A 13108-nucleotide genomic window follows, 5' to 3' on the forward strand; every position below is an offset into this window, starting at 1 on the left:
TTCGGCACCCCATTCCCGCCAAAAGTTGCCGCGAAACCAGCCTTCCGATGTGACTTAGGCGACGACTGACCCCCAGGCCTGCGTGATCGGCGCCGGTAGGCGTAGCCTTTATTTCCGCTGTCCATCACCTTGTGAAGCGGAAGAGGGCGGTTGCCGCCGTGTCGCCACAGTCCCCCAATAGCTCGAGCGTCTCGACCGACACCGACGGGCAGGGCCAGAGCCCTGCCGCCGGTTTCGGACCGAATGAGTGGCTCGTCGATGAGATCTACCAGCAGTACCTCCAGGACCCGAACTCGGTAGACCGAGCCTGGTGGGACTTCTTCGCCGATTACAAGCCAGGAGCGGACACCGGTTCCGCGGTGGCCGCGACCGCGACACCGCCGGCCCCGGCCGCTCCTGTCGCGCCTCCGGCCCAGCCGCAGGCCGCCGCTCCGGCGGCGCCCGCACCGGCGCCGGCCCCTGCCGCTGCTCCGGCTCCGGCCCCTGCGGTGAAGCCCGCCCCGGCCCCCGCGCCCGCCCCCAAGGCGGCGCCGGTGGCCAAGGCCGTGCCGGCCGCTGAGGCCGCCGCGACGGCCGAGGGCGGTCCGGAGTACGTCGTGCTGCGCGGCCCGTCCGCCGCCGTGGCGAAGAACATGAACGCCTCACTGGAGCTGCCGACGGCCACGTCCGTCCGTGCGATCCCGGTGAAGCTGCTGTTCGACAACCGGATCGTGATCAACAACCACCTCAAGCGCGCCCGGGGTGGCAAGGTCTCCTTCACGCACGTCATCGGCTACGCCATGGTGCAGGCGCTGAAGATCATGCCGTCGATGAACTACTCGTTCGCGGAGCGCGACGGCAAGCCGACGCTGGTCAAGCCCGACCACGTCAACCTCGGTCTCGCCATCGACCTGGTCAAGCCGAACGGCGACCGGCAACTGGTCGTCGCGGCGATCAAGAAGGCCGAGACCATGAACTTCTTCGAGTTCTGGCAGGCCTACGAGGACGTCGTCCGCCGCTCCCGCACGGGCAAGCTGACGATGGACGACTTCTCCGGCGTCACCGCCTCCCTCACCAACCCCGGCGGCATCGGCACCGTGCACTCCGTGCCGCGCCTGATGCCCGGGCAGGGCCTGATCCTCGGCGTCGGCTCGATGGACTACCCGGCGGAGTTCCAGGGCACCTCCCAGGACACCCTGAACAAGCTGGGCATCTCCAAGGTCATGACCCTGACGTCGACCTACGACCACCGGGTCATCCAGGGCGCCGCGTCCGGCGAGTTCCTGCGGATCATGAACCAGCTGCTGCTGGGTGAGAACGGCTTCTTCGACGACATCTTCGAGGCGCTGCGCATCCCGTACGAGCCGGTCCGCTGGCTCAAGGACATTGATGTATCCCACGACGACGACGTCACCAAGGCCGCCCGCGTCTTCGAGCTGATCCACTCCTACCGGGTCCGCGGCCACGTCATGGCCGACACCGACCCGCTGGAGTACCGCCAGCGCAAGCACCCCGACCTCGACGTCATCGAGCACGGCCTCACCCTGTGGGACCTGGAGCGCGAGTTCGCGGTCGGCGGCTTCGCCGGCAAGACGATGATGAAGCTGCGCGACATCCTGGGCGTGCTGCGCGACTCGTACTGCCGCACCGTGGGCGTCGAGTTCATGCACATCCAGGACCCGAAGCAGCGCCGGTGGATCCAGGACCGTATCGAGCGCCAGCACTCCAAGCCGGAGCGCGACGAGCAGCTGCGGATCCTGCGCCGCCTCAACGCGGCGGAGGCCTTCGAGACCTTCCTGCAGACGAAGTACGTCGGCCAGAAGCGCTTCTCCCTCGAAGGCGGCGAGTCCGTCATCCCGCTGCTGGACGCCGTCATCGACGCGGCGGCCGAGTCGCGGCTCGACGAGGTCGTCATCGGCATGGCCCACCGCGGCCGCCTCAACGTGCTGGCGAACATCGTCGGCAAGTCGTACGCCCAGATCTTCCGCGAGTTCGAGGGCAACCTCGACCCGAAGTCGATGCACGGCTCCGGCGACGTGAAGTACCACCTGGGCGCCGAGGGCACCTTCACCGGCCTGGACGGCGAGCAGATCAAGGTCTCGCTGGCCGCCAACCCCTCGCACCTGGAGGCCGTCGACCCGGTCGTCGAGGGCATCGCCCGCGCCAAGCAGGACATCATCGGCAAGGCCGGCACCGACTTCACCGTCATGCCGATCCAGCTGCACGGTGACGCGGCCTTCGCAGGCCAGGGCGTCGTCGCGGAGACCCTCAACATGTCGCAGCTGCGCGGCTACCGCACCGGCGGCACCGTGCACATCGTCATCAACAACCAGGTCGGCTTCACCGCCGCCCCGGCCGAGTCCCGCTCCTCGATGTACTGCACCGACGTGGCCCGCATGATCGAGGCGCCGATCTTCCACGTCAACGGCGACGACCCGGAGGCCGTGGTCCGCGTCGCGCGGCTCGCCTTCGAGTTCCGCCAGGCGTTCAACAAGGACGTCGTCATCGACCTGGTCTGCTACCGCCGCCGTGGTCACAACGAGTCCGACAACCCGGCCTTCACCCAGCCGCTGATGTACGACCTGATCGACAAGAAGCGCTCGGTGCGCAAGCTCTACACCGAGTCCCTCATCGGCCGTGGCGACATCACCCTGGAAGAGGCCGAGCAGGCCCTTCAGGACTACCAGGGCCAGCTGGAGAAGGTCTTCACCGAGGTCCGCGAGGCGACCGCCCCGGCCGCCCCGCAGATCGACACCGCCGAGCCCTCGGGCCCCGAGTTCCCGGTGCCGGTCGACACGGCGGTATCCCAGGAGGTCGTCAAGCGGATCGCCGAGTCCCAGGTCAACATCCCCGACCGCGTCACCGTCCACCCGCGCCTGCTGCCGCAGCTGCAGCGCCGGGCGGCGAGCGTCGAGGACGGCACCATCGACTGGGGCATGGGCGAGACCCTCGCCATCGGCTCCCTCCTCCTGGAGGGCACCCCCGTCCGCCTGACCGGCCAGGACTCCCGCCGCGGCACCTTCGGCCAGCGTCACGCCGTCCTCATCGACCGCGAGACCGGCGAGGACTACACCCCGCTGCTCTACCTCGCCGAGGACCAGGCCCGCTACAACATCTACGACTCGCTGCTCAGCGAGTACGCCGTGATGGGCTTCGAGTACGGCTACTCGCTCGCCCGCCCGGAAGCGCTGGTGATGTGGGAGGCCCAGTTCGGTGACTTCGTCAACGGCGCGCAGACCGTCGTCGACGAGTTCATCACCTCCGCCGAGCAGAAGTGGGGCCAGACCTCCGGCGTCACGCTCCTGCTCCCGCACGGCTACGAGGGCCAGGGCCCGGACCACTCCTCGGCCCGCATCGAGCGCTTCCTCCAGCTGTGCGCGCAGAACAACATGACGGTCGCGGTCCCGACCACCCCGGCGAACTACTTCCACCTGCTGCGCTGGCAGGTCCACAACCCGAACCACAAGCCGCTCATCGTCTTCACCCCGAAGTCGATGCTGCGTCTGAAGGCCGCGGCCTCGAAGACCGAGGAATTCACCTCCGGCTCCTTCCAGCCGGTCATCGGTGACTCCACGGTCGAGCCCGAGGCGGTCCGCAAGGTCGTCTTCTGCTCCGGCAAGGTCTACTACGACCTGATCGCCGAGCGTACGAAGCGCGGCAACACCGACACCGCCATTATCCGTATCGAGCGGCTCTACCCGCTGCCCGGTCAGGAGATCCAGGCCGCCCTGGCCCCGTTCACCAAGGCCCAGAAGTACGTCTGGGCCCAGGACGAGCCCGCCAACCAGGGTGCCTGGCCGTTCATCGCCCTCAACCTGATCGACCACCTCGACCTGGTTCTGGGCGCCGCCCCCGACAACGCCGACCGGCTGCGCCGCGTCTCGCGTCCGTCGTCCTCCTCGCCGGCCGTCGGCTCGGCGAAGCGGCACCTGCAGCAGCAGGAGCAGCTGCTCACCGAGGTCTTCGAGATCTGAGCTGTCTGCGCAACCTGAGCAGTACGCGATGGGGGCCCCCACTCACCGAGTGCGGGGCCCCCTTCGCCTTGCGTACGCGCGGCTCAGATCAGCTGTGGCTCGAAGTCCCAGTACGGTCGCTCGCGGCTGCGTACGGAGCGGGTGTGCGGGTGATCCCGCCCCAGGGCTTCGGAGAGCTGCTGCACGGCCTCCTGGTACAGCTTGGAGGCTTCGGTGTTGCGGCGCAGTGCCCGCAGGTCCTCGGCGATGGCCGCCTTGGTGGAGAGCGTGAGCGGATGGGCGTCACCGAGCATCCGCTTGGCACGGGCCAGGGTGTCCCGGTCCAGCTCCAGGGCCCGTTCCTCGTCCTCGGTGCGGATCCGGCCTGCGGCCGCGTTGAGAGCGCAGCCGAGCGTCCACGGGTGATCCTTTCCGAGGGCTTCGGTCATGCCGCTGAATGCCCTTTCGGCGACTACCAGCGCCTCGTCGTACTCGCCCAACTCCCACAGCGCGAGGCCAAGGTTGCCCCGGGTACCGATGCTGTTCGGGTGGGCCGGGCCGAGGAGTTCCTCGAACCTGTCAGCGGCTTCGGCAGCGAGTCCATGGGCCTCCTCCAGGTTGCCGTGCTCGCGAACGAAGGTGGCGTAGTAGGCGGTGACCCGTACGGTCTCCGGGTGTTTGCTGCCGTGGATCCGGCGCGAGCGTTCAAGGATGTCCTTCATCAGGTCCTTGGTCGCGGTCAGGTCTCCCTGTCGACGCAGACACAGTGCCAGGTTGAGCTCGGCCCGGAGGGTTTCCACATGGAAGCGGCCCAGTACTTCGCGGTGCTCGTGGGCGTTGAGCTCCTGCCGGGACTGGGCCCCACGGTAATTGCCCAGCAGCCGCTGCATCCACGCGTACCGCATGCCCGACGACAGGGTGAGCTGGGCTCGTGGCCCCATGACCCGTTCACGAACGTGCAGGATTTCCCGGTGGGTCAGCAGGGCTTCCTGATAGCGGCCGACCAGACCAAGGGCTTCCGCGAGGTTGTTGCGGGCCTGAAGCGTCCGGGGGTCCTCCGGTCCGACGATGGTCAGGAACGCCTGCCAGATCTCCTCGAACAGGCCCCGCGCTTCCTCGTAGTGGCCCAGCGCCAGCAGCGCACCGCCGAGGCCGTTCTTGGCGCGCAACAGGTCCACGTTCTGCGCGTCGCGGACGGCGGCCAGCTGCTCGACCACGTCCCGGTTGACCAGTTCGGCCTCCTGGTAGCGTCCGGAGCGCCGCAGCATACCGGCGAATTGGTGGATCGCGATGAGCAGGGAACGGTCGTCGGGTGCCAGGTTCGGGCGCCAGCGTTCCAGGACCGATTCGCACAGTTCCAGACCGTCGCGGTATTCGCCACGCACACGCAGGTATTCGATGCAGTTGAGGACGAGTTCACGGACGGCGGGGTCGGTGCTGTCCAGGGCGCCGGACGCTGTGAGGTGAGGGATGAGTTCCGCGTACCGCGGCCACTCGCGAGGTTCGGTGGGGCGGCGCGGATCGGCCGCGGCCAGTACCCGACAGGCCGTGGCCGCCATGAGTTCCTTTTCTTCCTCCGGCAGTTCACTGCGCACGAAAGCGTGATAGAGCCGGTGCATCTGTACGGTTTCCACCGCCGGGCTCTCGGCCTGGCCGGTTGCGGTCTGGGACTGCTGGTAGTTGAGCCGCACCATGGCGAACTCACGCAAGCTGCGCAGCGCCGTGTGCCAGCTGTTGGGGTCGGCGGCGAGATCCGCCAGGGGGTCGGGGAGATCTCCGGCGCGGGCGGACTGGACCATCCGGACCGGGATGGCGTCGGGGTAGAAGAAGGCGAAGAGCTTCAGCAGCTCGGCGGCTGCGGGATTGCGGCTCCGCAGCGTGTTCAGCGTTATGGCCCAGGTGGTCTGGAAACCCTTGGGGTAGTCCTCGGACGTCTCGATCTCGAAGCGCTCGGTCTCGCCGCTGCGGATCCGGCCGACGTACTCCGTGACCTGCATGATCGGATTGACGTCCAGCCAGGCGGAGGTCTGGGCGAGCAGCAGCGGCAGATCCTGGACCGCTTCGGCGAGTGCGTCCGCCTCGCTGACCGTGAGGCGTGGTGCGCTGCGGCGGGTGAAGGCGATGCTTTCCGGCCTTCGGAAGGGGCCGACTTCGATCTGCTCCGCGCCCTCCGAGGCCCATCCGGTGCTGCGGGTGGTGATCAGTACGTGGCCCTGGCCCTCGGGCACCAGGTCCTGGATCTGATCGGGTTCGTCCGCGCCATCGATCACCAGCAGCCAACGCCGGTACGGCTTGCCGATCCGGAGCGCTTCCTGGACCGCGCGGATGCGACTGCCCAACTCGTCGCCGACCTGAAGACCCAGCGGATCGGCGAGTGTGGCGAGCTGTTCCCGGGCGGTGGCCCGGGACGCGGCATTGATCGACCAGACGATGTCGTAGTCATTGCCGAAGCGGTGGGCGTACTCGATCCCGATCTGACTCTTGCCCACGCCCGAGAGCCCGAAGAGGGCACAGTGGGTGCCGAACTGGCCCCCCGTGGCGAACCTGTCGTGCAGATGCTCCAGGATGACGTCCCGTCCGGTGAACCGGCTGTTGCGGCGCGGGATGTCCCGCACGACGGGCGGATTGTTGGGAAATCGCGGTCCGGAGGTGTCGGCATCGGGGCGGGACGGAGAGGACGGGTTGAGCCCGAGGCGGCGCAGAATCGACCTGCGTGCCTCGGTGACGGCCAGATCGCGCAGGTCGACGGCCCTGAGGGGAGCGGCCGCGGTGGGCAGGGCACGCGTCGCGACCGTGACTGCCGCGAACCGGTCGGAGTTGGGATGGATGACCGCACGCAGCGCGTCGTCCCATTCCTCTGCCGTGCGCGGCCCGAGAGTGAAATACCAGTCATCCAGTACCAGAAGCACGCGCCCCTGAGCGGCCAGCAGGTCCTGCAAGGCGCGGGCCAGGGAAGTCGTCAGGGGCGGATCCCACCGCTGAAGACTGGCCTCGTGGCCGAGGTCCTCCAGCTGGTCGGCGATCCATGTCGCCCAGGGCCGGTTGAATCCCGCGTAACTGATGAGGAATGTCTCAGGGGAATCACTGATCCGGACCGGCTCGGCTGTCGGCATGGGGCCGTCTCCCTAACAGTGCGAGTGGGCGCAGAGTAAACGCACGGTATACCACCCGACGCCACGTCAGACAACGTAGCGTCAGGTAGTGGTCACAGTACGGGAGTTACCTCGGCGGAGCCGGGAAGTTCCGCCCGGAGGCGGGTCGCGGCATGCCGAATGAGCCGTTCGAGATCGGCACAGTACACAGAGGGGTGAAGAAAGCCTGTGCCGGCCCGGTACCGGTGGACATAGTTGCCTCCGCCACACACATTGACCACCGGACAGGCCCGGCATTCGGCGCCCAGTCCGGCAGCACCCAGCTGCCGGGCGGCGATGCCCGGATGGTCCAGTGCCCTGTCCAGAGAATCGAAGACGACATCGAGACCGGTCTCGGGTGCCCCCTCATAAGCGGATTTGAGGGAGTCGACCTGCTCGATGGCGCCGTCGGTGTCGATGACGACCGCGGCCATCGGCGAGAGGCCGACCGCTTCGGTTGCGCTGGGTGAGCCGAGAAGCAGGGCGACGATCTCGTTGAACAGCCTCACCCGGACCGGGGGGCCTGTTCCGGAGTCACCGTGCCACCACAGGTCGAATGCCGTCGCCAGCCAGTCTCCATAGGGAGTTTCCGGCGCCGCGGGCAGGCCTGGCGGCGGCGTGGTCCAGTTGCCGTGGGGCAGCAGCAGGTCAACGGACGGCGGACGCAACGAAAGGAGGGAGCGGTAGACCTCGACGGGGTCGGCCGTGAGGTCCACGGTGCACAGCAGGCCCGCGTAGACCTCCGGATGCCGGGTCAGCAGCCGCGCCGCCCGGGCGGCGGCGGGCCAGGCGGGGCGGCCGCTGCGAGTGGTCCGCCGCCGGTTGAGTGCGGCGGTGCCGCCGTCGAGGCTGAGTCCGACCCGGATGCGCGCGGCCGCGAGGACTGCCACGGTGCGCTGGGTCAGCCGTGTCCCATTGGTCTGCACCGACACATGGACGGTGCAGCCGGCGGGGACCGCGGACCGTACGAGGTCGGCGTACTCGACCAGGAGCGCGGGCCCGGACAGCAAGGGCTCGCCACCGTGCATCTCGATGCGGATCTCTCGCAGCCGGTGCTCGCGGACATGCTCGGCGATACGCCGTGCGGCCCACTGCATCGTCTTGGTGGGTACCCGGGAGGGGCGGGTCCGCCAGCTTTGGTCCGCCCCTTCATAGACATAGCAATAGCTGCACGCGAGATTGCAGCGGCTGTGCACCTTCAGTACGAACTGACGCAAAGGGACGGGCCGAACGCCGGAGCGCCGCAGCGCGGATATGTCCAGCAGTTGGTGCGGCCACAGCGGTTCCTCCGGCACGTTTCCGCCTCCAGGGCATCGTCGGCGCAACGGTCACACGCTGACTGCTCCATGGCTCCGCGCTGCAGAAACGAAACTCCACTGTCACGGATTGACCTGTAACGTCGAATTTCTGCCCGAAAACCAGCTCTACCGCCGCTCGGCCCTCCCTGGGCTACGGAGGGGTGTCGTCGTACCGGGCCACCGTGAACTTGGGGCTGTCGTCGTAGTAGGCGACGGTGTCATGCCGAACGCGCGGCTGCCGTACCAACTCCTCCAGAACACCGAGCAGCACCGGATGCCCAACCGTCTCCGACAGCGCCGCCGGATCGACCAGACCGAAGTCGGGAAGCGGCCCGCCGTGCTGCCCCGCCTGCCCGTCGGCCGGGGAGTTCGTCACGCTGCACTCCTCACACACGCTGGTGCCCGCTTTGTCAGCGGGTTCTCTGTCCTTGCCCTCAACCGTGCCGCTCCAAAGCCCTGATCCGGTCGAGCGTCCGGTGCGCGTCGGACTCCGCCGCGGTGCCGGCACGCTCCCACTGCTGCGCTGCCAGTCTGTACGCCTCCAGAGCCGGGCGGCGCCCCGCGGTGGTCTCCAGGATCTCCCCGCGCTTGTGGTGGGCCTGAGCGGCAAGCAGCGGAGCCTGGGCAAGGATGGCATTCTCGGCGGCGAGCCGGTAGCTGTCGGCTGCGGACTCCTTGCGGCTGCGGGCCCCGGTGCGGGCGGCCAGTGCGACCGCGCAGTCTCCACGCGCCAGCCAGGCCGTGGCGGCCAGCCGGGGGTCGGAGGCGGATCGCGCGGAGCGGCTCAGTATCCAGTCGGCCTCGTGGAGGTCGGCGCTGGCTCCCGCGTGGTCGTAGCGGCTGAGCAGTGCCCGGCCGAAGGACAGCAGGCGTCCCGCTATCCGGGGGTGGTGCGTGCCCGTCTCGGCAACCGCCTCGCGCAGCACACGCACCGCCTCGTCGGCGGCGAACGCACCGTTTTCCAGGGCGGCTCGCTCGATCAGCACATCGCCCCAAGAGGTGAGGAGTTCGGCGTGCGCCGCGTCGTCCGGCGGTACGAGCCGCTGGGCGGCGGCGAATGCCCGCTCCGCGAGGTCGAGTTCGCCGGCCTCCGCGGAGAGCGCGTAGCGCGCGTGGTGGGCCTGGCCGAGCCTGCTCAGCGCCTCGGCCTCCAGAGCTCGGGCCCCGGCAGCCAGATACCGGGCACTCTGCAGCATGTCCAGAACCGCGTCGCCATACCGTCCGGTGGCGAGGTAGCGGGCCTCCGCGTGGTCCAGCGTGGCCCTGGACAGGGTGGCCGGGGGCAGTTCCGACTCGGTGGCGGCTGCCAGGTCCAGTTCCGCCTGGCGGGCGAGGTCCGCGGCCTCCTGACCGTCGGCGCGGCGGGCCAGATCGAGCAACACCCGGCCGCGTTCCAGCAACGCTTCGGGAGGCCTTGGCCGTCCGGGGTCGGACGGCGTGCGATCGAGATAGGCGTCGAGGGCGATCAGGGCTTCCCGTAACGTGTCGCGGGCCACGACACGCTCGCCGATGGCCCGGAGCACCACGACCCGGCGCAGCGTCGCGTCGAGGAGGGCATCGGCTTCGGACGGGGCAGCCGCGGTGCCGGTCACCTCCGCGAACGCCTCGTCGGCAAGGGTGAGCAGGGTGAGCACGACGTCCTCGCCGCCGAGGTCCCTGTCGTCCGTGTGCCGTGGCAGTCCGGCTGCGTCCCTGATGCCCTCCGCGACCGGGGCCCAGGAGACGGCAGCCGCTTCGAATGCCAGCTCCTGATACACCCGGCCGCGTACCGCCGCGGCCCGGGCCGCGTGTGCCGTCCCCGCCTGCTCGGCCGCCTCGCGCGCTTCCCGCAGCACGTCCAGGTCGTGTCGGGTGGTCCAGCGCAGCACCAGCGTTTCTGCCAGCTGCGTGCACAGCTCCGACCGACGTGCCTCACGCTGCTCCAGCGTGACGGCCGCTCGCAGCAGCTGGATCGCCTCGGCCAGGTCCCGTACCGTCCCCTCGGCTCGGAACCGGGCGAGGTGGTACTCGTAGCGGTCGGCGAGAGCGTCCGGACCGCTGCCGGTGAGTTGCGGCGGCAGCGCCGTGGGCGAGGCCGTGGGAGCGGTCGGGAGGAAGCGGCGCAGCACCTTCTCGGATACGCGGGCGAATGGCTGCGGGGTCCGGGCCGCCCGCTGGGCGTCGTCGTCCCGCGTGGCGGGCAGCGCCGAGCCGGACAGGTACGCGGCGGCCAGCGCTGGGAAGTTGCGCGCCCGTCGCCCGAAGTTCCTTTCGACGTACTGAGAGCAGTGCTTGAGCACGAGCGACGCGTCTCCGATGCTGAGCCTGCGCATGAGGAGGTCGCGTACGCCTGGTGCGAATTCGTACCAGGGACCGCCCGGCTCAATGGACAAGCCGTCGCCCGCACGGATCACCAGACCACTGAGCAGCACTTCCGCCAGCACCGACGGGCTGGTGTGCGGCAGCATCGCGCGCTGGACCAGCTGCATGACGGGCAGGACGAGCGGAGCCGCCGAAAGATAGACCGCGAGCTGCGACGCCTCCGGTGTGGCGGACATCCGGAAAGTCCGCGTCAGCTCCCCCGCGTCGACGGTGACCCGGCGGATACGTGCGGCGGCCTCCGGATGGCCGGGCAGCACCCAGGCTGCGGCAGCGTTGAGCGACAGCCCGGTCGTGCCGGAGACCAGCCGGGCCCAGGAACCCAGCGACGCCCGCGTGGGAGCCAGTACCGGCACCGGCAAAGCGGGCCGTCCCATCCCCTGACCCCCGGCAGGCCAGAATTCCAGACGTCCGCCGAGCCCGTCGCGGCGCCGCAGCACCCCGGGCGCGGCAGGCAGATGCGTACGCCCCCACATGCGCTGCGGCAGCGGCTGTACGACCGCCACCGGGGCAGTGGTCGCCCAGTGGTGCAGCAGCCGCTGAAGCCGTCCGCTGCGCCACATGGGACCAGCGCAGTCGCTGAGCACCAGGGTCAGCCGCCGCCCGGTGGGATCCCGTAACTGGTCCGGGTGGCGCAACGCCGACTGCGGGCCGGCGGCGTTGTTGATTCCGGGGGTGCCGTCCCTGCCCTCGTGCAGGAAGTGCACCTGGACGTCACGGAAGGCGCCGGTGCCGATACAGACCTGGCGCAGTTCTTCGAGCATCTGCTCCCAGACGGCCGTCGACGACGACACGTCCATCAGCAGTTGCATGGTCGACTCACGGCGGACAATGCCGCGCACGACCGGGATGATCATCCCGGATTCCGCGGTGGCCTCGGCGGTCGCGGTCTCGTCGATCTCGTAGCGCACAGGCCTGAGCGGCGGCCGGTACCGCTGGAGAGGGCGCAGAGCACGCTGCAGCGGCAGCAGTCCGGGCAGCGCGGAGGCCACAGGGACTCGTACGGGCATCAGTCCGCCGGGCGGGAGGCCGGTCAGCTCGGTGTCGCCGGGAGACGGCACAGCGTAAAGATCACCCTCGGCCGTGACGAGACGCTGCGGCGGCGCGTCGGACGGACGCCGACGGTCCTGGGGCGCCGGTTCCTCCTCCGCCAGAACGGCCGGATCACGTCGGTCGAGCGCCACGCGTGGGCCGTTCAGGGGCACCGAAGGAGCGGACCAGCGGGACAACCAGAGTGCGTCGGCCAGTTCCTCGGGGGTCGGCTCAAGTCCCGCGCCCCGCAACCGGGACACGAGCACGACGAGTGGATCCCTCTCGGCCGGCACCGCGGATCACCGTTGGCCGCTGTCGAGCGGACGCATGAGCCGCTCCGCGAGTCGCTCCCGGCTGCCGAATTCCTCGGGGGCCGCGTGCATCGTGAGGTAGATGGCGTTGAGAAGCTGGTCGGCTGCCCGCACGTCACCCGGTGCCCGGTCCAGGAACTGGCGGATGAGTTCGGTGTGGCGCTCGGCCGATCCCTCGCCGAAGTGGGCTTGGACCATCGCGCCGAGCCGGACTTCGTCAGGACGCTGAAGCTGGAGATGGAGGCAACGGCGCAGCAACGGCGCGGGGAAGTCCCGCTCCCCGTTGCTGGTGAAGATCACAAAGGGGAAGGCCCGGCAGCGCACCCGGCCGCCGCGGATGACGACACGGTGCCCGTCATGGGTGAGCACCGTGGCCTCGGGCACCCGCTCGGCCTGGCGCTCCAGCTCGGGGATGCTGAACTCGCCTTCCTCCAGGGCGTTGAGGAGGTCATTGGGCAGGTCGATATCGCTTTTGTCGAGTTCGTCGACCAACAGGACGCGCGGCCGCTCCGTGGGGAGCAACGCGGTGCCCAGCGGGCCCAGTCGGATGTAGCGGCCGATGTCGGGCGCCGACCGTGCGCCTGCCGCCCCGGCGCCGTCGGGCTCGTCGCCCTCCGCGCCGTCCCGGCTGAGCTGAAGATCCTGGAGCCGGCCGATGGCGTCGTACTCGTACAGGCCGTCGTGGAGTGTCGTACGGCTGACAATCGGCCAGTGCAGCACTTTCCCGAGTTTCAGCTCGTGTGCGACGGCGTGGGCCAGCGTGCTCTTCCCGGAGCCCGGTTCGCCGGTGACGAGGAGCGGGCGGCGCAGGTAGAGGGCGGCGTTGATGAGCTCGACCTCATCGGAGTCGGGGCGGTGAAGTTGGGCCAGGTAGCTGCCGAGACGCCGAGTGGATGTGGTGTCGACCGGGTCGGCCGCGTTCACGGTGGGGCCACCGTCGAACTGGCGCCACGGCGGTGGAGCGGGCAGGTCGGAGATTCCGTCATGGGGCTCGCCCGATCCTCGATAGATCAACCACTCGTTCACTTATCGCTCCTCGTCGCAGT

The 13108-nt window shown here is 69.4% G+C and carries 6 protein-coding genes; 1 reads left to right on the plus strand and 5 read right to left on the minus strand.

The features are described 5' to 3' along the window. Positions 1-158: 158 nt before the first annotated feature. Positions 159-3953, plus strand: a complete 3795-nt coding sequence (locus ACFXJ5_RS26065) for a multifunctional oxoglutarate decarboxylase/oxoglutarate dehydrogenase thiamine pyrophosphate-binding subunit/dihydrolipoyllysine-residue succinyltransferase subunit (protein WP_384635662.1) — start codon at positions 159-161, stop codon at positions 3951-3953. 83 nt (positions 3954-4036) lie between these two features. On the opposite strand, the gene fxsT is transcribed toward ACFXJ5_RS26065, so the two are convergent. The 5 genes from fxsT to ACFXJ5_RS26090 form a co-directional block, all read right to left on the minus strand. After that, positions 4037-7045, minus strand: a complete 3009-nt coding sequence (gene fxsT, locus ACFXJ5_RS26070; RefSeq protein WP_384635665.1) for an FxSxx-COOH system tetratricopeptide repeat protein — start codon at positions 7043-7045, stop codon at positions 4037-4039. A 92-nt stretch (positions 7046-7137) separates the two neighbouring features. After that, the gene (locus tag ACFXJ5_RS26075) at positions 7138-8358 is read right to left on the minus strand and encodes an FxsB family cyclophane-forming radical SAM/SPASM peptide maturase (RefSeq protein ID WP_384635668.1); all 1221 of its coding nucleotides are present in this window, start codon (positions 8356-8358) and stop codon (positions 7138-7140) included. A 154-nt stretch (positions 8359-8512) separates the two neighbouring features. Next, on the minus strand, positions 8513-8737 hold the full coding sequence (locus ACFXJ5_RS26080) for a hypothetical protein (protein ID WP_384635671.1): 225 nt from the start codon (positions 8735-8737) through the stop codon (positions 8513-8515). 58 nt (positions 8738-8795) lie between these two features. Continuing rightward, positions 8796-12044 (minus strand): SAV_2336 N-terminal domain-related protein, encoded by a 3249-nt coding sequence (locus ACFXJ5_RS26085; protein ID WP_384635674.1) that lies wholly within the window; start codon positions 12042-12044, stop codon positions 8796-8798. Between the two features lie 6 nt (positions 12045-12050). Further along, positions 12051-13088: an AAA family ATPase gene (locus tag ACFXJ5_RS26090; RefSeq protein ID WP_384635677.1), complete on the minus strand. Its 1038-nt coding sequence runs from the start codon at positions 13086-13088 to the stop codon at positions 12051-12053. Positions 13089-13108: the final 20 nt, after the last annotated feature.

Source organism: Streptomyces sp. NPDC059373, from assembly GCF_042751495.1.
Classification (GTDB): Bacteria; Actinomycetota; Actinomycetes; order Streptomycetales; family Streptomycetaceae; genus Actinacidiphila.